Source organism: Nitrospira sp. MA-1, from assembly GCA_032139905.1.
Classification (GTDB): domain Bacteria; phylum Nitrospirota; class Nitrospiria; order Nitrospirales; family UBA8639; genus Nitrospira_E.
Genome location: JAQJDB010000007.1, coordinates 97988 through 120015, shown reverse-complemented (window position 1 = coordinate 120015; position 22028 = coordinate 97988). Strand labels below are relative to the sequence as shown.

At 48.7% G+C, this 22028-nt stretch carries 18 protein-coding genes and 1 pseudogene; 8 read left to right on the top strand and 11 right to left on the bottom strand.

The annotated features are described in order from the left end of the window. The first annotated feature begins 45 nt into the window (after window positions 1-45). On the top strand, window positions 46-573 hold the full coding sequence (locus PJI16_13295) for an SH3 domain-containing protein (GenBank protein ID MDT3778535.1): 528 nt from the start codon (window positions 46-48) through the stop codon (window positions 571-573). Next, window positions 570-1469: a M48 family metalloprotease gene (locus tag PJI16_13290; GenBank protein ID MDT3778534.1), complete on the top strand. Its 900-nt coding sequence runs from the start codon at window positions 570-572 to the stop codon at window positions 1467-1469. Before PJI16_13295 ends, PJI16_13290 begins: the two co-directional genes overlap by 4 nt. A 597-nt stretch (window positions 1470-2066) precedes the next feature. Here PJI16_13290 and PJI16_13285 read toward each other — a convergent pair. The 8 genes from PJI16_13285 to PJI16_13250 form a co-directional block, all read right to left on the bottom strand. Beyond that, window positions 2067-2399 (bottom strand): DUF2283 domain-containing protein, encoded by a 333-nt coding sequence (locus PJI16_13285; GenBank protein ID MDT3778533.1) that lies wholly within the window; start codon window positions 2397-2399, stop codon window positions 2067-2069. Between the two features lie 207 nt (window positions 2400-2606). Further along, the gene (locus PJI16_13280; GenBank protein ID MDT3778532.1) at window positions 2607-3566 is read right to left on the bottom strand and encodes a hypothetical protein; all 960 of its coding nucleotides are present in this window, start codon (window positions 3564-3566) and stop codon (window positions 2607-2609) included. Continuing rightward, window positions 3566-4534 carry a DGQHR domain-containing protein gene (locus tag PJI16_13275; GenBank protein ID MDT3778531.1) on the bottom strand — a complete coding sequence of 323 codons (969 nt, stop codon included), beginning with the start codon at window positions 4532-4534 and terminating at the stop codon, window positions 3566-3568. The genes PJI16_13280 and PJI16_13275 overlap by 1 nt, the downstream gene beginning before the upstream one ends. 1316 nt (window positions 4535-5850) lie before the next feature. Further along, the gene (locus PJI16_13270; GenBank protein ID MDT3778530.1) at window positions 5851-6144 is read right to left on the bottom strand and encodes a type II toxin-antitoxin system RelE/ParE family toxin; all 294 of its coding nucleotides are present in this window, start codon (window positions 6142-6144) and stop codon (window positions 5851-5853) included. Next, a complete protein-coding gene (locus PJI16_13265; GenBank protein ID MDT3778529.1) occupies window positions 6141-6329 on the bottom strand; it encodes a hypothetical protein in 189 nt (62 codons plus the stop codon). The genes PJI16_13270 and PJI16_13265 overlap by 4 nt, the downstream gene beginning before the upstream one ends. A 1288-nt stretch (window positions 6330-7617) precedes the next feature. Further along, window positions 7618-9123, bottom strand: a complete 1506-nt coding sequence (locus tag PJI16_13260; protein ID MDT3778528.1) for an FAD-dependent oxidoreductase — start codon at window positions 9121-9123, stop codon at window positions 7618-7620. A 1204-nt stretch (window positions 9124-10327) separates the two neighbouring features. Further along, on the bottom strand, window positions 10328-11185 hold the full coding sequence (locus tag PJI16_13255; GenBank protein MDT3778527.1) for a DNA alkylation repair protein: 858 nt from the start codon (window positions 11183-11185) through the stop codon (window positions 10328-10330). A gap of 216 nt (window positions 11186-11401) precedes the next feature. Then, window positions 11402-11986 carry a GNAT family N-acetyltransferase gene (locus tag PJI16_13250; GenBank protein MDT3778526.1) on the bottom strand — a complete coding sequence of 195 codons (585 nt, stop codon included), beginning with the start codon at window positions 11984-11986 and terminating at the stop codon, window positions 11402-11404. A gap of 648 nt (window positions 11987-12634) precedes the next feature. Between PJI16_13250 and PJI16_13245 the strand changes: the two genes are divergently transcribed. From PJI16_13245 to PJI16_13230, 4 genes and pseudogenes are all read left to right on the top strand, one after another. After that, window positions 12635-13261 (top strand): cation transporter, encoded by a 627-nt coding sequence (locus PJI16_13245; GenBank protein ID MDT3778525.1) that lies wholly within the window; start codon window positions 12635-12637, stop codon window positions 13259-13261. Between the two features lie 158 nt (window positions 13262-13419). Further along, a pseudogene (locus PJI16_13240) lies at window positions 13420-13791 on the top strand (hypothetical protein). Window positions 13792-14351: 560 nt separating this feature from the next. After that, window positions 14352-15104 carry an endonuclease/exonuclease/phosphatase family protein gene (locus tag PJI16_13235; GenBank protein ID MDT3778524.1) on the top strand — a complete coding sequence of 251 codons (753 nt, stop codon included), beginning with the start codon at window positions 14352-14354 and terminating at the stop codon, window positions 15102-15104. 507 nt (window positions 15105-15611) lie between these two features. Continuing rightward, the gene (locus tag PJI16_13230; protein MDT3778523.1) at window positions 15612-15860 is read left to right on the top strand and encodes a hypothetical protein; all 249 of its coding nucleotides are present in this window, start codon (window positions 15612-15614) and stop codon (window positions 15858-15860) included. Window positions 15861-15922: 62 nt separating this feature from the next. Here the strand turns inward: PJI16_13230 and PJI16_13225 are convergent, their stop codons facing one another. From PJI16_13225 to PJI16_13215, 3 genes are all read right to left on the bottom strand, one after another. Further along, window positions 15923-16126 (bottom strand): hypothetical protein, encoded by a 204-nt coding sequence (locus PJI16_13225; protein ID MDT3778522.1) that lies wholly within the window; start codon window positions 16124-16126, stop codon window positions 15923-15925. 78 nt (window positions 16127-16204) lie between these two features. Further along, complete coding sequence (locus tag PJI16_13220) at window positions 16205-17767, bottom strand: hypothetical protein (GenBank protein MDT3778521.1); 1563 nt, start codon at window positions 17765-17767, stop codon at window positions 16205-16207. Between the two features lie 96 nt (window positions 17768-17863). Further along, entirely contained in the window at window positions 17864-19441 is a 1578-nt protein-coding gene (locus tag PJI16_13215; protein ID MDT3778520.1) for a hypothetical protein, read from the bottom strand. A gap of 972 nt (window positions 19442-20413) precedes the next feature. On the opposite strand from PJI16_13215, the gene PJI16_13210 reads away from it, so the two are divergent. Both PJI16_13210 and PJI16_13205 read left to right on the top strand, forming a co-directional pair. Further along, window positions 20414-20980 carry a DUF882 domain-containing protein gene (locus tag PJI16_13210; protein MDT3778519.1) on the top strand — a complete coding sequence of 189 codons (567 nt, stop codon included), beginning with the start codon at window positions 20414-20416 and terminating at the stop codon, window positions 20978-20980. A 524-nt stretch (window positions 20981-21504) separates the two neighbouring features. After that, a complete protein-coding gene (locus tag PJI16_13205) occupies window positions 21505-22026 on the top strand; it encodes a ubiquinol-cytochrome c reductase iron-sulfur subunit (GenBank protein ID MDT3778518.1) in 522 nt (173 codons plus the stop codon). Window positions 22027-22028: the final 2 nt, after the last annotated feature.

Genomic DNA, 22028 nt, shown 5'->3' with positions numbered 1-22028 from the left:
AGTCCAATAATCACGCCCTATAGTTCCACGCTGAAAGGGGGCCTCATGCCAGACCGTATCGCTCGAGTAATCGTCGGAGTCGTCTTCCTCACATTGGCTGCCTGGATGATTCCAACAACCAATTGGGCAGCGACACTTTACGCCAAACAGGATGACGTCAAAGTCAATGCTGAGAAATCTCCCACCTCCGCCGTCGTCGCCACCCTGGCGCTAGGAGATGCCGTGACCGTCTTGTCCGAAGAAGGTCGACTCGCCAAAGTCAAAACCGCCACAGGAAAAACAGGCTGGGTATTTAAATTCCGGCTGGCAGAAGAAAAACCTTCCACGGGTGGCGGCGGGCTTGGCCTCTCCGGCCTCACGGGGCGGAACACCATTGCCGCCCGAGAGTCCCGGGCAGGAGGCAGCATTCGAGGCCTCAAGGAATCCACCGAACAATATGCCAAAGCCAAAAATATTAAAAAGGAAGACCGTGATGCCGTGGATCACATGGAGGCCTTTTCCATTGCCCCGGAGGAATTCATGCAGTTTAAAAAAGCTGGGAACTTAGGAGAATTTTCGGGAGGTGCCCAATGAATATCGGTAAATTTCTTGCGAATGTCACCATTTTGAGTCTCCTCTTGTCCAGCATGGGGTGCGGGGGATCACAATCCGGGCAATCGTCGCAACAAACGGATCTCATAGGAGGTCTCGGTGCGGCCCTCGGCATGAAACAACAAAAAATCGATCTTCTGAAAAAAGGCGTCGGGGTTGTTCAAGCGATGGAGCCTATTGGAGAAGAAGAGGAAATCACGTTGGGGGAAGCCGTCGCGGTGGAAGCCTTTAGCCGTTTCGGCGGTGAATATTCGAATCCAGCCTGGACACGCTATATCAATCTAGTGGGAAAGACGGTGGCGGAAGTCTCGGACCGGCCAACCCTGAACTATCATTTCGCCATTCTTAACAGCCAGGAACAGAATGCCTTTGCCGCTCCCGGTGGCTATATATTCATCACCGTCGGCCTCCTGAAGACCCTGAACAATGAAGCCGAATTAGCCGGCGTGTTGGCCCATGAGATTGCGCATGTCACCCAGAAACACATGCTGGACGCCATTCGCCGGGGAGCCCTGATGGGCAGTGTCTCGGAACTGTCCCTCACCGCCATGAAACAGGATCCGGCGATGTTCTCCAGCGTCATCGATGAAATGACGGACCTCTTATTCACGAAAGGACTGGATAAAGACAAAGAATTTGAAGCCGACGTGGTTGGGGTAGAGTATGCCTATCGGGCAGGCTATAACCCGCAGGGACTGGAAGATTATCTGCAGACATTGGCCAAAGAAGAAGGGCATGTGGAATCCAAGTTTTTCACCACGCATCCTTCCACCACCCTCCGTATCTCCAAAATCGATACCCTTTTAAAGAATTATTCCGACATCAAAGGTCTGCCGTTTCTCACCGAGCGTTTTCACCAATACGTGAAAGCGGGGTAAGGCTGGGGCAATTTAAAGATTGGCTAGGTAAATAGAAGGATGAGGCACTCGGCGTCCCCCATTCTTGTGCTCACGTGATTTGCTGTGTTGCCGGGTTTCGCCCCGGCAGGCGAGGACCTTTTGTTTCGGCAAAAGGTCCCAAAACCATTGACGCCCCGTCCGGTCTCATTGAGATGGGACGGACGCGAACCTTAGGAGGGCGGCCTAACTCGCTGCGCTCAAACAAAGTCCGCCGGCTCATAAGAGCGTCCGACCCAAGGACCGAACGGCAGGCGTCGGAGCAGGAGAGACAAGCCTTTCAGCGACGCACCTAAAAGAGCATGGTGGAACGTGATGTCCAATACCACGGTTGCCCAAAGAAGGATCTCCAACAGCTAAAACTCTTTTAGCCTTTGATACCCCGAATGCTTGCTGCGAAATTTTTCATTCCTTATTGCTTGTGCAGATACTACGAAAGTAGACATGACCCTCATGGCAAATGGCATTGATGGGTTGCAAGGTTTTAGAGGCGTTGCCTAACACTGTGTGGAGCGGCGCGGGCCGCTGATATAACTGGAAACGATCCGCCGTCTCATCGCGTCCGCTTCGAACACCTTGCTAGAGTGTATTTGCTTTCCTTAGCTTTTTGATAACATCTGGTCGGCTCAAAAATTCAATTCCAAAGAGATTGCCGTCGTGATCGACGTCGATATTGAAACCATCTTTTAAGAATGGAATTGTTTCAGCAACAGGTGCCGCAAGATTCGCGAAGTGGGGGCTTGGAGATGGACGAATAAAATAGATATAACCAGCATAAGCTGTTTCATCATAGGTACACCGATCAACAATTACTGATGCGATTTGTGGTATAAGCGCAGTGCGGCCTTCCCCAGCCAGGACAGCTCCAACTTCCGTAGCTAAGTCTGGTAGGATTGATTCGAATGTTGGCATTAGCTCTCTAGAAGAGGGGACAAGTAGGTTGTTGGGAGTTTCGTCCGCAGGTATGGGGAAGCAGTCCGCAGGGAAAGGCTTCAAGAAGTAGGTGGGAAAGGTGGAGGCAGAAATTCGTTAACAACAGATTTGATCTCATACCCTTGTTTCTGTGGCTGCATGGAGTATAGCGAAATGCAGTCCCTAGCAACAGATTGCTAAATGCGGTCATGCCGCTGTTGCTAGGCTAAGCAATTTGCCTGGCCATCGCCTGTACATATTTGCCGCATTTTCGGAGTTACTGATCACCAAGTTAATAATTTGGTGGTTTAGACTTACCACGTCTCTGCAGGTTAGAAAAAAACTATACGAATCTTTTGATTCTTTCCAAACAGCAGGAGATATGCTGTCTTCTTGTCTCCATCCAGACAAAATTCCAATGATCTTTTCTGATTTTATTGAGTTCTTTCCATATGGATGCCAAGCATCGTGTTCCTGCCGATAATTGACGGCGTTTCTGTATTGAGAAAGGTAGTTTCCTTTTGAAAGTCGACCTCTATCAGTTAGTCTAAAAATAATATCATCAACCGTTGCGGATACTTGTTGCTTATGAACTGTCAAACCCGAAACAGTAAGCACTTTATTACTAATGATTTGCAAACATTTTTTAAATGCTCTCCAGGTATCCTCATGTGTATTGCTCATCTTCTCCAGCACAAGCAATCTAGTAAGGGGATCATATTTGCCGGCAAAAAACCCTGCATCTGACCGAATAGAGTTTTTTAACCCAACCGTCAAACCATAACTATTTAACTGGGTAACATGACTCCGTTCCAGCTGACTACAGATATTGCCAAAGCATCTCATGATGGAGTGCGCAGAAAAAAAAGCTGCGTAATAGGATTTGATAGCTATCCATGCAAAAGATTTAGGCAATGAAGATATGGAATGAATGCTTTCCATTGTTTCAAAGGACGCACTTGCCATTCTACAGCTGTCAAAAGCAACCATATGGTTAAAAGCATATTCATTGTTAACTTCTATTTCTATAACTTTGTTTGAAGGAATATCTCTTACTATATAGTTGCCAGATGATACCCATTTCTTGAAGTCCGTAGTTTCGACAGGTATTTCGGTGTTTAATAGCCCCTGAAGCAATATTGGCCTAAGTAGTTCTATATGCTTCATTACAAAGTAAATTCTGACTTGATGTTATCTTCTAGATGATCTGATAGAGCTTTATAAGAGGTTCCAGGGCTATTAAATCTGGCCGGTTTAATACGCGAAAATAACCCCTCCATAGCTTCGTAGAAATTATCCACAGAGTAATTAGCACCATGCCGGTCTTTCAATTTCGAGGCAGCGATTGGGAAAAAGTTTGATATAGCACGGAACACAACAGCTCCTAATATCGACTCATCGCAATTAATTTCTTTCAAGCCAATAATAAAAGCCAAAAAATAACTATTTAATACGGAATATATTTCTTCAGCATCTTTTCCTCTAAATACGTTAAGCAAGGGTTTTATTGAATTGTTGAAAGTGACTCTCGTGATCTTTTTTTTCGCCCTGGAAGAAGCAGAAAACTTATTTAAGAATGCACTTTCTGGATCACTGTTAAAGAGATCAAATACCTCTCTCATCAAGTTTTCCTCGTTGCTTTCATATTCAGCTAAATTTTTAATGTCTAACAAAAGCTCATTGGGAACGCCTCGCTGCTTAGAATTGATATCAATAAATAGTCTTGATTCATCGCGGCGGGATAAATCGTTATATATAACTACTGGAATCCTCAATGTAGATTCGGCTAAAGAAAATCCATACACCCTGTGCTGCCCATCTAGAATTAAAAATGCCTTTGGAGTATCGTTAAATTCAACTGTTTTCCCTTTCCCAACAATTTTGAGGTCCGCTTCTTCTTGGGCTGAAAGAATAATTGAGCTAGGGATAGTGCCTAAGCCTGAGTCAATATACTTGGCTATTTCTGCAGCCCGCTTCTTGTCTAATATTCGCTGAAACCCTTTTTGAGGGTCCTCATCCCTTGTGGAAACGAAACAACACTTCGCCAACACATCGCTAGGGATTGTGCATGTATAAAACTTATGGCTTCCTTGAGTAACTTGGCTGATTGAGTATCTACGTTTTTTCTCTGTCATCACTTATCTCTGTTTTGTTCATATAATGGTTATTTCGATATAGCAAGACATTTAAAAATGTTTAGGGGGATCCGCATAAAAGACGGATCTGCGTATTCTTGGCCGTATAACACACCATCGAATTTTCTGAAAATAACGACATGATCGTTGGCATTTCAATGCGTTCACCCGAATGGCATCCTATGCCATCCTCATCCCTCAAGTGTTCATGCAGTTCCCTGGCATTTTCGGTCCCTCATGTGTGTACTCGAAACACCTGGGCCACACAATACGGCCAGTATCGATGCGACAGATTCTTGTACAACGTTGTAAATATGTCAAGGCTTCTGATTTTCATTCATACCGCTTCCGGAGTTTTTTTCCTCTTCTGATATTCAATAATTTGCTCCGGTCCGGATGGGACCCTCAGCGTTGTTTCGCCCAATAACGTTTCATGCCAGACAGGGATTGAAGCGATGGGCCTTCTTGAGAAAAAACAGGGGTCAAGTCTTTTGTTGAGAGTTTCGTGTGGAGGAATGGGAAAGAAATCCGCAGGCAAATGCTTCAAAAAGCGGATGGGACAGATGGAGACAGAATTTCGTCACCAACAGATTTGTTCCCATACCCTGACCCTAAAAGTTTCATCTCCCCTGATCCGACGCCTGCCGCCCGTCCCCTGATCGGACGCTCTTTTTCCTGGCGGGCCTTGTGTGAGCCTGGCGAGTTGGCCCGCTCTCCCGTGGTTAGCGTCCGATCAATCAGATGAGACGGGCGGGGCGTCACTGGTTTTGGCTACTTTTGCCTGAACAAAAGTGGCTCGCCTGCCGAGGCGAGACCCGGCAACACAGAACATTACATGAGCATAAGGTTGGGGAACATAATACGTGCGATGTATTCCCCCGCCCACACCTTTTACTGGCAAACTCAGGACAGGTTTCAGGAAATATTTTGCTAGACCCTGGCTATTCCCCCTGGGCACAGATCCTTCGCTAATAGCTCAGGATGACAGCCTGTTGATGTCTCTCTCCTAAGGTGCACGGGGCCCCTTGCATGCCACCCCTTTAGGATGTTCAAAAGAAACCAAACAGGATTCAAGTTTGTTGTAGAAAGTTTCGTGCGTAGGTATGGAGAAGCAATCCGCAGGCAAAGGCTTCAAGAACCGGTGGAAGCAGAGATTCGTCAATAACAAATTTGACCCTATATCCTATCCCACATCGAGCAGCCACAACTCTCTTCAACCCCCTTTGCATCCTTTTCTCCGCCTGCGATCGGCTGAACGTCAGCACTAACCGACGCAAGTGAACGAGCATCCGAGAAAAGCGCCTTGTTCGAATTTTTCACTCTTCCTCCTCATGAAGCACGTTCATTGCGCCATGAACCACTGCAACGACATCTATTTGATCTGCTTTAATGTGATAGATGATTCTGTATGAACCGAAAAATACTTCTCGTATTTGGTCTACATCGTATTCTGGTACCTGCCGACCCGACAGAGGAAACATGCCGATTTGCTTTGATCTTTTTGTAATTCGATCCACTATTCGCAAGGCATAGGTCTTTGAGTCCTGAGATATATGCGCATAGATGGCATCCAAATGTGCCTCCGCTGTCTTCGTCCAATGGATTTTCATTCGGGTAGACCGTATTTCTTCCTAATTTCTGACACATCCTTTGTTCTGCCTGCCCTGCTATCATCAAGGCCTTTTTCGATGGCTTCCCGCACATATATTTCGTGCATCAGATCATCCCACGTGGCATTGGGCGGCAATCGATCTACTAGTTTGTGTGCATCTTCTTTTCTTACGACGTTAGACATCTCTCACCTCCACGTGAATGGTCACCTGTCAGATTATCTATTTTGCTGAACAATGTTTAGGCGGATGGGCATAAGAGCCGGCTTTGCCTATTTCTGTCCGTATAATACGCCATCGAATTTCCTGAAACTAACGACATGATCGTGGCCATTTCAATGAGTTCACCCGAATGACATCCGGTCGCGTCTTCTTTCCTTATTTGTTCATGCAGTTCCCTGGCATTGTCGGTCCCTCCTGTGTGCTATCGACACACTTGGGGCACACAATACAGCCAGTCTCAATGCGACGGATTCTTGTACAACGAAGGAATTAAGTCAAGAATCCTGATTTTCATTCATGCCACTTCCGGAGTTCTTTCTTCGACTCCTGCCAGTCATTTTTTCTCCACGGTCCCGACGCCTGCCGCCCGTCCCATGATCGGACGCTCTTTTTCCTGGCGGGCCTTGTGTGAGCCTGGCGAGTTGGTCCGCTCTCCCGTGTTTAGCGTCCGATCTAATCAGATGAGACGGGCGGGGCGTCACTGGTTTTGGGTCCTTTTGCCGAAACAAAAGGACCTCGCCTGCCGGGGCGAAACCCGGCAACACAGAAAACCAGATGAGCGCATAAGTGGGGAACACATGTGCGATGCCCTCACCTGCCCACACGATTTACTCGGAGCCCATGTATCCTGATCCATTCGGCAAGTTCAGGATAAGTTCAGGAAAAATTGCGCAAAGGCCCTGGCCTCTCCACCTGGTCGCAGATCCTTCCCGCCGGTTCAGGATGACAGCCTCTTGATGGCTCACTTTGTCTTATTTTTCGAACCGGCCTTCGACGTGTGTAGTAATTCGCCCATAATCAGGGAAACTTTCCAGCCGATAAACTTCCGCTGAACTTCTCCCCCTCAAGTTACTTTTGGTTAGGGTGGACATAGGGATTCATGTAGAATTGAGGCAACCGATGGAAGGAGGGTAACTCATGAATGAACTGGAACAGCTTGAGCAACAGGTACTGAATCTGCCGCCCCAAGACCTGGCTCAGTTTCGGGAATGGTTCCTTGAGTTCGATGCGCGTGTCTGGGATCAGCAGATTGAAGCTGATCTCAAGGGAGGGAAGCTCGACGGGCTTATCTCAGAAGCCCGCGCTGAGTTTAAAACGGGGGGAAACGCGACGAGTCAGTCTAGAAGGGCATTCAGCTGCGGCAGACGGCTGGAACGGACGAGACTGAAGGCAGTGGGGTATTCCCCCTTGCCAGCCCGCTGTTCGGGCACTTGCGGAACTAATCTGCAAATTCTCAAGTGTCCGGAAGGTTTACATTTTCTCCATATCTTTGATGGCCGGTCCATGCAGTACTTTGCCGTCAGCGGCGAAACGCGAGCCGTGACACGGACAATCCCAACTCTTTTCCGCCGGGTTCCATTGTACGAAGCAACCCATATGAGTACAGACCGGCGACAGGGTACTCACCGTATCGTCTTCCGCTTTATACATCGCCACTTTCCCCCGTTCCGTTTTCACAATCTTACCCTCACCAAGCGCGATACTATCAGGTGTTTCGTTCGTCATGCGGTCGCCGACGAAATGTTTAACAATATCGGCTCCCTGCCCGACTAAATCCGGGACTCCCGCCAGATTTGCGCGGTTCGGGTCGAACACTTCCGACCACGAATTCTCGCGTTCTAAAATCAAGTCGCGCAAGAGCATTCCGGCCACGGTGCTATTGGTCATGCCCCAGCCGGCAAAGCCGGTGGCGACATAGAGATGCCGTGAAGATGGTCCATACCATCCGATGTACGGCACTCCGTCAATGGTGCGATTGTCCTGTGTTGACCAGCGGTATTCCACCGACTCGATAGTGAACCGCTCGCGCGCCCATTGCTCAAGCCTTTGATATCGGGCCACCGTATCATCGCCCTGTCCGGTTTTGTGTCCTTCGCCGCCGACCAAAAGCCAGTCACCTCCGGGCACCGGATAGCTCCGCACAGAGTAAGACGGCTCCGTGCTGATAAACATGCCAAGGGGGCCCGGCTCCACCACGCGGGCAGCCAACACATAGGACCGATGCGAATGCAGACGAAAGGAGTACAGAGCTTTGTCGTTAAAAGGAAAGTGGCTGGCAACGATGACCGAGCGCGCGGCAATCGCGCCTTGCTCGGTGGTGATGGCGCACGGCTCGCCTTCTTCCACATTCACGACGCGAGTTCTTTCAAAGATGAAACTGCCCTCGCCGGGGATGTCTTGCGCCAAAGCCAGCAAGTATTTACGCGGATGGAATTGTGCCTGATTGTCGAAGCGCACAGCGGCTTTTACCGCAAAAGGCAACGGCGTTTCATGGGTGAAAGTGGCCGGAAGCCCAAGCTTCAATGCCGCGTCCGCTTCAGCCTTGATCTGATTTACCTCGTCCTCGGACTCCGTATAGGTGTAGGCCTCGGTGCGGAAGAAATCGCAGTCGATGTGTTTAGCTCGAACAAGATCGGCGATCTGTTCGATAGCGGCCTGGTTCGCCTCGGCGTAAGCACGCGCCTTCTCTTCCCCGAAATGGCGAATGAGGTCATCATAAATCAATTTGTGCTGTGAAGTTATTTTGGCGGTCGTGTGGCCGGTCACGCCCTGAATAATGCGCTCGGCTTCCAGCACCGCGACGGTTTTTCCCTGAGCCTTGAGCAGCGTGGCCGCCGTTAAGCCGACAAGGCCACCGCCAATAATGGCCACATCCACAGTCAATCCGCTTTGTAAGGATGGAAAACTTGTTTCCGGGGTCGTGTCGAGCCAGAGTGAATTCGATTTGCCGGGCAGAGAATGATAATGATTGGGCATAGTGTTTTTTGCCGGAGTAATCCGGTGCACTCCTGGTTATTCTAAAGTAGGAAAATTATATGTTCCCCCCAAATGGCATCCGGCACCATCGTCTTCCCTCAATTATTCATGGAGTTGACTGACAAATCCTCTCACGTTTTTGTGCTCTCGAAGCACAATTAAAACACACAATACTACTACACTTGATGCGACAAATTCTTAGGCAACGAAGGAATTACGTCCAGAATTTTGATCTGCAATCATAACGCTTCTTGTGATTTTTCTTCGCTTCCTGCCAGTTAAAACCTGCTCGGGTCCAGATGAAATCCTCAACATTGTTTCGCTCAATTCCGTTTCATGCCAGATCAAGATTGAGGCGATAGGCCTTCTTGAGAAAAAACCAGTGATCAAATATTTTATTGAGAGTTTCGTATGAAGGAATGAAGAAGCAGTCCGCAGGCAAAGACTTCAAGAAACTGGTGGAAACAGAGATTCGGCAACAATAGATTTGACCCTATACTGACATACTCAACTCTGGGGCCCACGCTCTGTTCTGTATTGCAGGGTTTCGCCCCGGCAGGCGAGGTCCTTTTCTTTCGGGAAAAGGACCCAAAACCATTGCCGCCCCGTCTGGCTCATGAAAGCGGTCGGACGCTAGCTTGAGGAGGGCGGACCAACTCGCTCTGCTCAAACATGGCCCGCCAAGGCATCAGAGCGTCCCTCCTTTGGATCAGACGGCAGGCGCCGGAGCAGAAGAAACGACCCCTCCCGTGACTCACATAAGAGAGCATGGTGAAACATGATATCCAACACCATAGTTGGCCAAAAGATGATCTCTAACAGTTAAAACTCTTTTAGCCTTTGATACCCCGTCAGCTTGCTCCTGGATTTTTGAATCCTTATCGCTGGTCCAAATTCGAGATTAGACCTGAGCCTCATGGCAAACGATTTCTGCTTAACTCACCACCTTGGACATGTCGCAAACAAGGGTAGCTGAGTTCAAGCAGCAGACGCAGAATCCAACTGAAAAATAGAGACAATTTTTTTGTCACTCTACAGAAAATGTAGGCACAGCATTTTTAATTTTGATTGGCATCCCCTCCGCCGCCTGCTGGCGGCTGAACACCCAAGCTCACCGGTAGCCTTCAGCGTGACGGAAGCCGCCCGGTTCAGCGCCTAGACCCTACTTCTGGATATACCGCCATTGCCCACCCTTCCGTTTTGACTATGTTGCAGAATTCCGGAGTGCTAACGCCGCGCCGTTTTTCTTCTTCACAAGATGACGTATGGCGTGCCGGACAAGCCACTTGGAATCGTTGGACGAGTTCCCACTTAGCCAGCGACGGCAAGTCTCGATAACCAATTCTGGATGGTCTTTGACAATGTCTCCAAGATGGTTTGCCACGCTGCGCCGTACATACAAGGACGAATCATCCTTGAGAAGCTCCAGAATCGGGAATGTTGGTGATGGATCCTTGATGAATGCGGGGATCCGCTTTGCCCAAGGCAGCCGTGGCCGCAGACCCTCCGAACACAGGCGCCGGACGTGTGGATTTTGATCATGCGTCCATTTCATGACCTGTGACAACGTTCGATTCTGCTGTTGAATAAGAAACGGACGAATGGCAAATTCCGATGTGAATCGAGTGGTCAGGGCGTGCAGGGCATTCATAGAAATGTCGAAGGGGTCTTCTCCTCCGTTGTATTCCGGATCGATGCCGTAGCTGGCAATAAAGAAGCTATGTGGGAGATAGAAGAACTCAGCTAACCCGAACTCATCAGCTTCTGTTTGCGGCGGTGTAAGAGAATCCAGAAGGATTTGAAGAGCATTTCTGTAAGCATCGGGCAGGAATTGCCTTAGTGCAACTGCGATATGCTGACCACGCGGCAAAAACTCCAAATCCTCCAGCCCGGAGAGGGCTTTCTTCCGAAATGACGTTGCATCAAACCCCGGATGCACGAAACGGACGTTTCGCGCCAAGCAGTCAACTGCTTCCGAGCCAAGCAAAGTCTTGAGGGGGACGCCCTTCCGAATCGAACGTGGCGCATCGGGAATGCAGGGAAGGCTATGCGACCTCGTCATGGCAGCTCCGGATAAAATCTAACCTTCGTCATATTTCCAGGAGACATCGAGCGAAGCTACGCTCTTTCCTCTTGTCGTCGATGGCTTTGTTTGCCCTTCAGAAGCTTGTTCTAGTGGATGAGATTCGGGGACGCTTTTTTTTCTTACCTCAATTGTTCATACAATACCCTGGCATTTTCATTCAGGTGTGCTCTCAAACCATAAGGGCCAGATCACTTAACGGGCAGCCCGGAACATTGGCTTTATCGGTGGTGAACTGCCGGCCTGAATTTCTCCCACAATCTCGAAGCCGAAACACTGGTAGAGCGGAATGTTAGCCGAATTAGTCGCTTCCAGATAAGCAGCGACGTGGCCCTTATCACAGACTTCAAGCCCATGTGCGAGCAGGGCAGAGCCATACCCCTCACCTTGAAGCATTGGCTCAACCCCAATGGCAGGCAGGTACCAATGTGGAACCGGCGGATGTGACGCGCCTGCCCGTTCCAGTAAGGCGAACGCATCCCCTTGCAGTTCAGGGGCCACACCTTCTTGCATGACAGCAGCAACCGCCTCCTCGTCAGGACCGACGCCGGGAGGCAGCCAGAGCGCTGCGGCTTTATAATCTTCCGAACGATAGGCCGATCCGTGATCGAAGGCGCGTCCAGCAAAATACTTCAGGACTAGTGGGAAGTAATGAAGATACTGCTTGGCATCGGGCAACATCCAGCGAATGAACGGATCGGAGATAAACGCGGTGACGAGAGCGGCGATTGACCTATCGTAGTCGGATAGTAATGCGCCTGTTACAGACGGTGCTGACATTGTCTCTCTTGAAATGATGGTGAAGTGGAAAGGTATTTGACAACGGCCACCGGAACTGCGAGCAAACGTGACTGCGGCCTGATGCCGCGTGCAGCGCATTTTATGCTTTCTTGGTTTCGCTTAACCTTTTCCCCTATTCATGGCGTTCCCTGTCATTTTCGATCACTCATGTGTGCCCTCGAACAACATGAGGCTCACAATTCAGCCAGTTTCAATGCGACAGCATTCTTGTTCGGGGTTGCAAAAAAGTCAAGAATGATTTTTTCATTCTTACCTCTTCCTGAGGTGTCTGCTGAATGGTGGACAATCAATAACCCGCAAGTGACATGGAAACCGATTGCCTCCTGACGGAAACAAACGATTTCCCTGAACCTGGACTCTCAAGCCGGGCACGGATCCTTCCCCGCCGGCTCAGATGACAACCGGTTGATGGCTCTATCTTCGCAAGTTTTCCAAGTTTTCCCACTGTGTTAGGGTGTCCTTGCCCTCATTCCGGCAATAGCCCTTCATCAGGTTATTGAAAAACCCTAAATGTTGAGCCGAGCCGTTTCCTCCCTCAATGTTCACGGACTCTCATTTACTATGATATCCTCTTTAAAGTGTTAAGCTTCTTTAGTTATCCCGCTACAAATTCTCAAAGATTCAACTATGGCTGATTGTTGCAATGACAAAGCATGTGAGATCGAGGCGCTTCAGGATCGCCAAAGCTCAATACTCAAAATCGTGTTGGCCATTAATGCGGTGATGTTCCTGATAGAACTCACAGCAGGACTGCTCGCCGGTTCTGTTTCTTTGATCGCGGATTCACTAGATATGTTGGGGGATGCATTGGTGTATGGCTTCAGCATTTACGTGGTGGCGCGAGGCGCAAGGATGAAAGCCAAGGCCGCCCTCCTCAAGGGCGGCGTCATGGCGGCCTTCGGGCTCTTTGTTCTCGGACAGGCGGGCTACAAGATGATTTTTCCGCAGGTTCCCGTATTTGAGGCCATTGGCGCCATTGGCCTACTGGCACTTGCGGCCAATAGCCTTTGCCTTCTCTTGCTCTGGCGCCATCGGGCCGATGACATCAATATGAGTTCCGTGTGGCTATGTTCCCGCAATGACATTATTGCGAATGTCTCGGTGCTGTGTGCCGCCGCAGGGGTATGGCTTACCGGTTCAGGCTGGCCTGACATTCTCGTGGGTTTTGGACTCGCGGCTCTTTTTCTCCGGTCTTCCCTATATGTCTTGCGCGGGGCTCATACGGAGCTTCGCGCCGTCTCTCCTTCAAATTAACCTTTGGGAAAATGGTGCTCAGTTAGCGCCATCAAAAATAGAGCTGTGGGCGAGGCCTCAATGGGATTCACCGGCTAGAAGGCCTCGTGATGGGCACACGTGGAAATCCCGACCTGACCATTATCGGATAGGTCGCCGGGCATAATCGGCTTTCCCTTGAAAAGATCGACCCTCAGTTGAATTCCCGATCCGGCCTGTTGAACTTGTCCAGCCTGACCTCCGACTTGCCCCACCTTCTCCAAGCCCTCCGCGAGCAACCGGATCCTCGCGCCACTCCGGCCATTGAGGTGTTCTGTCAGCGCGCGCGAAAATACCTGGGAATTTATCTGGCCATCTTGGGTGGCACCGATGCCATTAGATTTGGGGCGGCATTGGTGAGCCGGCTCCCGACATCCGTACTCGAATGGGCGAAGGAATCGGTTGGTGCGGTCCCTCGTGGGATAGCCCTCGAAATTTCGAGGGCTCCGATGTGCAGGCAGGAGAAGCCATTCCCATTCATCGCAAGGAATCCGCTATTCAATTTCCGGTGATCGGAACCGACAAAGAATCGTGGGTAGCGAGTGAAACGTGTCAATATCTGAAAAATCCATGATGAACACAGGCCAAAATTTATTGTCCAGGCGAAAAGACCCTACAGGCGCCGACAAAACCATTCTCATTTTGTTCACCTATCAACAAGGGAAAAACCTTTCTGTGGATAAACCATTTTCAGGAGATCATTATGAGCTTTTGATGAAACTCAAAAGGATCAACTGAATCAAAAAAGTCAAGATAAAATCATCATTCTACCTTTACGACTACGCCAAAAAATTCACACCACTATATTTAGTATTGAAAAATATTATCAACACAATGCCTAAAATTTACGCAATTTGCTCATTTCTCTATCAATCCTTCAAAAATACCGCTTTTGTTGCCGGTAGCCACCAGGTTATCCACAAAATTTGTGGACGGCATTTTTCTATTCTGGTCTGCATTTTGCCAATCACGATAATGGGCAATTTTTATAATGCCTCACATCTTTTCCCGTCATGATATGGTCTATAGAGCAATGGTAGCTCAGTGATTTAAAAGGTCTTTCTATTCACTCATGGCCAGAGTACTTCAACAGGTTCCCCAACCACCGACTTCCCTCGATATTCGAATCGTGACCTATAACATTCACCGGTGTTGCGGGATGGATCGTCGGATCATGCCCAGACGGATCGCGGAGGTCCTATCGGCCCTGCATCCGGATGTTATAGCTCTACAAGAAGTCCTGGGACTTGGACCCAAAGGCCGGGGACAGGACGAACTTCTTGGTGCTTTGATGGGCATGGGATGGGTAATGGCATCTGCCCGGCAACGTCACGGGTATCCCTTCGGAAATATGATTCTGAGCCGATTTCCAATTGTGGATGATGCGCGACATGACTTGTCCTGGAGAACCCGGCGCGGCCGCTGTTGTCAACGCGCTGACCTCCGGCTGGGCAATCAGACCTTACATGTCTACAACGTGCATATGGGCACCGGAATGCGGGAACGCAAGTATCAGGCGGAACGCCTGGCTATGATCCTGGACCAGCATCAAGCAGCCGGTCCAAAAATCATTCTTGGCGATTTTAACGAATGGGGGCGCGGCGTCACCACCGATATCCTCACCCCACGATTTCAGAGCCTGGACATTCGCCCCTTTGTGAAACGACGCCGGACCTATCCGGGATTTTTGCCCCTGTTACATCTCGACCATATTTTTTATGAAGGCCAGATTGACGTGACTCATGTCCATCTTCCCAAATCTCGTACTGCACTGATCGCATCAGATCACCTTCCGCTTGTCGCCGACCTTCGCATACACTTTTAACTTCAATCTTCCTTGAGGGCACCGCCCAATTCGTTCAGATTGTCGTTCGGAGGTTCTCATTCCGGTTTCTCTTGGACCTCGCCCCCCTTTCTTTTTACTAGACAGACCCTTCACACAAATTGCCATCGGTTTCCGTATCGGGAAACACCGGCCCTATTCCTTTTTGAAATCTTCAGGAATAGAGCACATGGTTATCGATATTGCTGAACCAACACAGTCAATTTGAGGATAAGAAAAACTGTCGTGATATGGATCAATTTGTCGTTTACTCCAGAACCAAGGCCTTCATCTTTCTGGAATCGAAGGAAGCAGGAGATTTCTCAGACAGAAAGATGTCAAGAGATTTCAGGAACATTCCCATTTGAATCAATTCATCCTCTGGCAGGACGCACAAGTGCATAAAGTCGCATGCAATTGGCACGCTTTATGCTTTTCATATCTCAATAGTCAGAAAAGAGAAGAATAGGATTCTCACATAAAACAAACCTGATCGATGTGGAAATGACCATGACCAAATCCATACACATGCTTTGTATGCAACACGCAATCAACGCCGCCACAAAAATACTCGACGAACTCTCCAATTCGACTCATTTTTTTCAAGAAAGCCGGAAGAACGATTCATCCTGTCGGATGACTCCTATCGATCATGCCATTCAAGGCACCAACGTCTCTGTCGAGGTCAAATCCGGGGAGACTATTCACACCACTCCTCCTCCCGTATCCGTCACGCCCCCTGCCGATATTCAGCAATAGAGAAGGCCGGACCGGAACACCTGGGAACTCCACAACCACTCGACTCACCTCACCGTTCATTTTTACTGAACACCTCTTACGGTTTTCTTATTTATTCTCTCCTTATTTCTTCCCTCCATCATTTTATGTACCTCATATTCTCTAGATGGAATGAGTTGTCCTGCACTATCTGGATCTGCCCTTTCATGACACACAGAAGAATAAACCATTTTTTCATCCATGAAATCTGGAACACACTCCAAAACCATCTTGACTTTCTTCATCATTCATAATCGCCCGATTAACTTTCAAATGTATGAATTTCCATACATGGCTTGGCTTTACCACTCATCTTTATTTCCAAATCACCATTGTAAGGTCATATCGGGATCGGGGCTTTTCGGTAACGGCTTACAAATGAATGCCAAGATATAAATGTTCTCGTCAGGGACAGTTGATTGGGGCGTTGGCGGCGTTGCAGGACGTGGCGCCGGCTTCCGTATAGGCGTAGATGGCAGACGGGTATAGGACGACGCCTGCAGATTCACCATGGATCGGGAGTAAGCCGGGCGAGCGACCACCGGAGTCCTCACCGCCGGTCTTACCAAGACGTTCCCTCTGGTTGGCTGTGTCGGCACCCTAATGGCCGTTGACTTAAATGAGGCCATCGCTTTCGGCTGCATTTTCATCATTAAAGGTTGGACAGGTTGAGCCTTTATGGGTTGTGGGTGGACAGATGGCCTTTTCATCAATTGCGGTTGCACGGCTTGCAGGACAGCAGGATTGATCTTTTGTATCGAATTTTGATCTTTCACTGCATAGTTAAAACGCAAATCCATAGACACTTTTGGATTGGAAGTATTCGGATGAGCTTGTTTCTCCTCGACGACGACCTTCCGGGCAAACACGATAGCGGTGACATAGGCCGGACAATCTCCGGAAGGCGGGCTGCCACCGTCAGAAAAAACCTTCGTGGAATCTGACAACCGCCAGAATCGCGACCGGAATATTTCCGAATCAAACCAGGACCGTTTGATAGCCGCAGAACTGAATTCCAAGGTCACGGATTTCTTCGAAGACACTGCTCCCTCAGCTGAGAACCGCGTACGGAGATCTGCCGGCGCTTCATTCACTAACGTGTTGATTTCCGCCTCGCTCAGAGAAAAAGGATTCCATGAACCCTCTTCTAAGGCATTCGAGGGAGTAAAGCTGCTTGGGAAAACCGTAAAATTATCCTGAGCATTAGTCTCACTGTCGAGATCCTGATTGAAACTTCCTTTCCACTCATCCCACGTCATTGAGGGTGATTTGGCTCCAAGGTTCTGGTACTGACTTCTGGCAATATTGACTTCATTCTTGTATCCCTCCAGGATCCACTGATTATCCAGATCCTTGAGTTTTGCCCGAAACGCAGGTTCATCGACCTCCCGCCAGCGTTTTTTCTCCAATTCATCCTCCGCGGCCTCACCCGTACTTCTGGCCTCCATGAATTCCTGCTCCGCCATAATGTAGGCATCCTTATACTGGTTATAGACCTTGACCTTAGGGCTGTCCTGTAGAAGGCCTCCCTCACCCGGGACTTTCAAAAAGGTCAAGGCCTCCCGATAGGCTACTTCTTCTTCCTGTGTACGAGTCGACAATGCAAGATTTCCTTCTCTCAGAACATACTCCAACTCATTCCACAAAAAGCGTGCATCAGTGGGCAACCAGGCCTCATCACGGGGAATCAGATTCACGAGCGTGGAAAAAGCCGCCAGGTTGGCCTTGCTCTGGAGAAGATCACTCCCGGTTTCCTGTGAAAAGAAATCCAGATCCTCTTTGGTATAGGCCAACGGTGTCACAGGAAAACTCAAAAACGTTCCTTCCTTTTCAAAGACTTTTTTGGCTTTAGACATCAAGGCCAATTGCACGATGGAGTCGATAGCCATGTATTACCTCATCAAGTCGATATGGTGGTGGAATATTGTTTTCTCCTATGGTAGCCCCACCCCTTTTTTAATTTTGGGGCGGGGCTACCTGGAAAGTTAAATCCAATCCGTGATTTCGCTTAACGGATCAGGGCTCTTTGGTAAGACATGGCATTTAAATCCAATGATTTGATGACCCGGCACTCGCATTTCTTGCTTTTCTGAATCATAGTGGAATTTTGAGGAACGCTCTCCACTGGCGGAACTACGGCCATGCGATCCACCGAAATGAAATGGACCAAAATGCACGGCCCCACCACCACTCGCCGACGACCGTTGCCAACTTTGTGCCGCCTCTGAAAAGCCACTGCTATTCCGGCAGCCAATGACAAGATCCTTGATGAAAATGATTGCGGTGGGATAAGCCGGGCAGAGTCCTGTAGCAGGTTTGCCGCCATCGCTGACTATTTGCTTTGAGGATTCGGGATTATTTTGATCAAAACGCCATAACTTACTATTAATAAAACTTGTCTTGAACCAAGGCCTCACAATTTGGCATTGGGTAATCGAAAAATTCATATAAAAATGGTTGCTGTCAAATGTGACTTTGGATTCCGATTGTCCACTGGCGCTGCTGGCAGACCCGCCACCGCCGAAAATGCCTAACCATCCGCCTCCGGCACTGGTTTTAGACCGTTTCATTTGGTAGCTGGAATTGGAAGAATTATTATAATCCGTGGATTGAAAACTAAAGTTTGTCCATCCTGCGGCCTGCATGGGGTTACTGGGCACCAGCGATGTATAGAAAAAATCGCTGCCGGAGGATATCCCGGTGATTCTGGCTTTTTCCAAATCATCCTGATATTGGGCTTTGAGCAGCGCCATATCCCGCCTCATAACCTGATCAATAAAAGCGTTAATGCCTTCATAATCATTTTTGTACCCATTACTGACCCAATCACCCATAGCCGCCTTGACCCTGTTGCGTAGAATGTTGGCGTTCATTCCCCAATAATGAACCGCTTTGACATTGTCGGCTGTCAGGGCATCAATGCGGGCACCGTTATAGGCCAATGCCGCCGCCTCATATTCCGTCAGCTTTTGGTTATACAGATTCACTAAGGCACTGGGTTCTGAAACCTCAACCTCCTCGTCAGTCACAAGATTTTTTTTGACCCTTGTCGTCGAGAGCAGTCCCCTGAACTTTTCAATTTTTTCTTTTGTTTTGTCATCTAATTTGGTTTCCATGATTTGACTCATGCGTAAAATGTATTCGAACCGCTCTGAAAGCGATCCCTCATTGTTCATGATGCTCATGGCCGCAAATTGATTATTCGTTGTGGCCGCCAGGTCGGGGACAAAATCGACAAGCCGCGCGAAGCTCTCTGCATTCATATACTGTTTGCTGGCATCTTGCGCACGCAATCCTTCTAAGACTGCCGGTGTCAGCTCCGGTGCATTCGATTCCCCTCCCTCACCTTCGATCACCATGTCCTTCAGAGCTTTCTTTTTCACCACACCCGTTAACCCTTGTGTTAAAAAATCAAAATCATCAGGTTCAACAGCCAATCCGGGTGTGCACCAACTAAAAAAATTGTCTTCCGATTTGGGGACGGTATCATCCCCATTGGTCAGCACATTGTAGATTTTCCCCATAATCGAATTAAGCATAACGCTCGGTTCAACCTGTGGCATGACGACTCCTCCTTACAGTAAGACGTACCCTTTACAGGATACGTGGAAATTAAATAATTGGGCCCATATATTTATTGACGTGAGCAAGACTTATTCCCGACTTGAATGTGGCGGGACGACGACTGTCGTGCGGATGTATCTCCTTTGTCTTTCAAGCATTTCCAAACTCGCCTCCTGAGCTCATCTGACAATCGTGTTCTATTTAAAACGTTAAGGATGTATCTGATCGTGGAATATTTTTATCTATTTAGATAACTGAGCCTCCTTCCTGATTTGTTGAACATTCTTATGGGAGACAAGATTGACTTTCAGATCCACAGGTATCCTCCCCTACCGCACGAGGTTAACCAAAGAATGGAAAAGCCATGTCTCAAAGGAATGAGAAAGAGACTTCGGAGATTACGGCTAGGGGGGAAGGCGTGAAATGAACCGGTGAGTTTCGATACCAGCACCCACCGACCAGCGAAAATCAAGTGGAGATTTTGCGATTTCTGTTACAGGGATTGCTCTGTCTTAAGCAGAGGAATACGCAATCAGTTGAGGTTTGATGTAGAAACGCCAAAGGCCTTTCCAGCGCCAACCCCTCTTGCTGAGCGGAGTAGAAGCAAAATCCTACCCTGCATTGGTTCCGGATGGCGGTAAGGAGATATCAAACCAAAACACCTCAACGATCAATGCTGAATTCAACATATCGGACATGAGTCCTCTGAAAATTGAGTTCTAAAGGCAGAACGTCGGAATGAACAGCAACCGCACAAGTGAGTTTCCGTAAAAAACCCAGAGGAACCAAAGGAGGCGATTGCCCATTTTCATTCAGTCCACAGCGGAAATGAATAAACGTGGGTGAGGGGATGATTAAAAAATTTCCATTCATTGGTTGACCTCATCATTCTATTTTGTTAAATGATCAGTGTTTCATTCCGTTTTATTCTCCCGCTCCATTTCCCCATTCACTGTTCGGAGGGTGTCACCATGTCTCAGGAGACAGAAGAAATCTGGTCAAGGCGCTTCTTTCTGAAATCCTCTCTTGCGGGAATGCTGATTCTTGGCAGCCGCTTGATGTTTCCAGAATCCGCCGCGGCCCATTCACTCCCTGAAGGCAGACTTCGCCTCTACAACGCCCACACTGACGAACGACTCCAGGTAACGTATCGCAATCAATCAGGCCGCTATGACCAGGAAGCCCTGAAGGACATTAATTATCTTTTGCGGTGCCATCATTCCAAAAAGGTCTGCCAGATGGACATTCAATTGCTGGAATATGTGAATCAGGTGGAAAAGTTAGTCGGACAGGGGAAGGAAATTCAAATCTACTCCGGCTACCGGTCGCCCTCATACAACAAATTGCTGATTCGCCTTGGTCGAGGGGCCGCGCCAAACAGTCTTCATACCGTCGGACAGGCAATGGACTTCTCGATTCCCGGCGTTCGACTTTCCAAAATACGACGGGCCGCTGTGAAGCTTCGGTTGGGTGGGGTCGGCTATTACGGCCGGCAGGGATTCGTCCATATCGATTCCGGACCGGTCCGGTACTGGTAATTCCTTCTTTCAGTTTCGGGATAAGGAGGAGATTGGGGTAGGAGGACACCTCCAACCTGGTACAAGTCCCCTGTGTGAAATTCTCGAGCCTTTTGCTGCGGCCACCTTTACCTTCATATTAAACGGTGTTCAACCTGACAGACCGGGTGCTTCGCAAGTAAGCCAAACATCGTATTCTAAGTCCGGAAAGAGGAGCCATTTTCCCCTGGCGAAAAGATCCGCACCCACATTTACCACCTCTTTACCTATTCCCATACATTGATGCTTCGACGGTGTCAGTCAGCCCGTTGAAAAATACAGGTCTTCCCACACTCGACCCTGTCGATGAAATTTTTTGATTTTGACTATCCATGCTTCTGTGCTAGCCTTTTACGGGAGCGTTTTTCAAATGGTCTTTAATCTGAATACGGCATCGTTCCGGTTCTCATCCCCAACGATGATATCTTTCTGTGAACAGCATGAAGCATACGCTCCTAAAGTGAATCCGGGATCTTATTGTCTGCTTATCCAAAAGGAACCCTAAAATGGAAGATGGCTTATCCACCCCGGTGGGAACCCGCCGGTCCTTCTTTGTAAAAACCACCGTGTTCATTTCCTCCCTTATCGGAATCTCCCTTGCAGTCCCGTTAATCGGATACATCATCACCCCCGCCTTTCAACGACGAAAGAAAGAATGGATGTCACTGGGTAAAGCCGATGCATTACCAGTTGGTGAACCCAAGGCGATGGATTACACCATGACCGAAAAGGATGGATGGCAGGAAACCCAAACCACGAAAGGCGTGTGGGCGGTGAAACAGTCCAATGGAGAGGTGACGGTCTTTTCACCCATCTGTCCGCATTTAGGCTGTGGGTATCGATGGGATCAACAGGACCGTCTCTTTAAATGCCCCTGCCATGGAAGTATTTATGACCTTGAGGGAACCGTGAAGGCAGGGCCCGCTCCACGCCCTCTGGACACGCTGCCATCCAAAATAGAAAATGGCGAATTGCTCGTTCAGTACGAAGAATTTAAATCCGGTCTGGCGAAGAAAGTTGAACTCTAAGC

Excerpts from the sequence above, each read along its gene's own strand:
- PJI16_13260 (MDT3778528.1), bottom strand. The coding sequence starts at position 9,123 with ATGCCCAATCATTATCATTCTCTGCCCGGCAAATCGAATTCACTCTGG.
- PJI16_13210 (MDT3778519.1), top strand. The coding sequence starts at position 20,414 with ATGTCTCAGGAGACAGAAGAAATCTGGTCAAGGCGCTTCTTTCTGAAA.
- PJI16_13270 (MDT3778530.1), bottom strand. The coding sequence starts at position 6,144 with ATGAAAATCCATTGGACGAAGACAGCGGAGGCACATTTGGATGCCATC.
- PJI16_13280 (MDT3778532.1), bottom strand. The coding sequence starts at position 3,566 with ATGAAGCATATAGAACTACTTAGGCCAATATTGCTTCAGGGGCTATTA.
- PJI16_13265 (MDT3778529.1), bottom strand. The coding sequence starts at position 6,329 with ATGTCTAACGTCGTAAGAAAAGAAGATGCACACAAACTAGTAGATCGA.
- PJI16_13285 (MDT3778533.1), bottom strand. The coding sequence starts at position 2,399 with ATGCCAACATTCGAATCAATCCTACCAGACTTAGCTACGGAAGTTGGA.
- PJI16_13230 (MDT3778523.1), top strand. The coding sequence starts at position 15,612 with ATGACCAAATCCATACACATGCTTTGTATGCAACACGCAATCAACGCC.
- PJI16_13225 (MDT3778522.1), bottom strand. The coding sequence starts at position 16,126 with ATGATGAAGAAAGTCAAGATGGTTTTGGAGTGTGTTCCAGATTTCATG.
- PJI16_13255 (MDT3778527.1), bottom strand. The coding sequence starts at position 11,185 with ATGACGAGGTCGCATAGCCTTCCCTGCATTCCCGATGCGCCACGTTCG.
- PJI16_13215 (MDT3778520.1), bottom strand. The coding sequence starts at position 19,441 with ATGCCACAGGTTGAACCGAGCGTTATGCTTAATTCGATTATGGGGAAA.
- PJI16_13220 (MDT3778521.1), bottom strand. The coding sequence starts at position 17,767 with ATGGCTATCGACTCCATCGTGCAATTGGCCTTGATGTCTAAAGCCAAA.
- PJI16_13275 (MDT3778531.1), bottom strand. The coding sequence starts at position 4,534 with ATGACAGAGAAAAAACGTAGATACTCAATCAGCCAAGTTACTCAAGGA.
- PJI16_13245 (MDT3778525.1), top strand. The coding sequence starts at position 12,635 with ATGGCTGATTGTTGCAATGACAAAGCATGTGAGATCGAGGCGCTTCAG.
- PJI16_13205 (MDT3778518.1), top strand. The coding sequence starts at position 21,505 with ATGGAAGATGGCTTATCCACCCCGGTGGGAACCCGCCGGTCCTTCTTT.
- PJI16_13290 (MDT3778534.1), top strand. The coding sequence starts at position 570 with ATGAATATCGGTAAATTTCTTGCGAATGTCACCATTTTGAGTCTCCTC.
- PJI16_13295 (MDT3778535.1), top strand. The coding sequence starts at position 46 with ATGCCAGACCGTATCGCTCGAGTAATCGTCGGAGTCGTCTTCCTCACA.
- PJI16_13235 (MDT3778524.1), top strand. The coding sequence starts at position 14,352 with ATGGCCAGAGTACTTCAACAGGTTCCCCAACCACCGACTTCCCTCGAT.
- PJI16_13250 (MDT3778526.1), bottom strand. The coding sequence starts at position 11,986 with ATGTCAGCACCGTCTGTAACAGGCGCATTACTATCCGACTACGATAGG.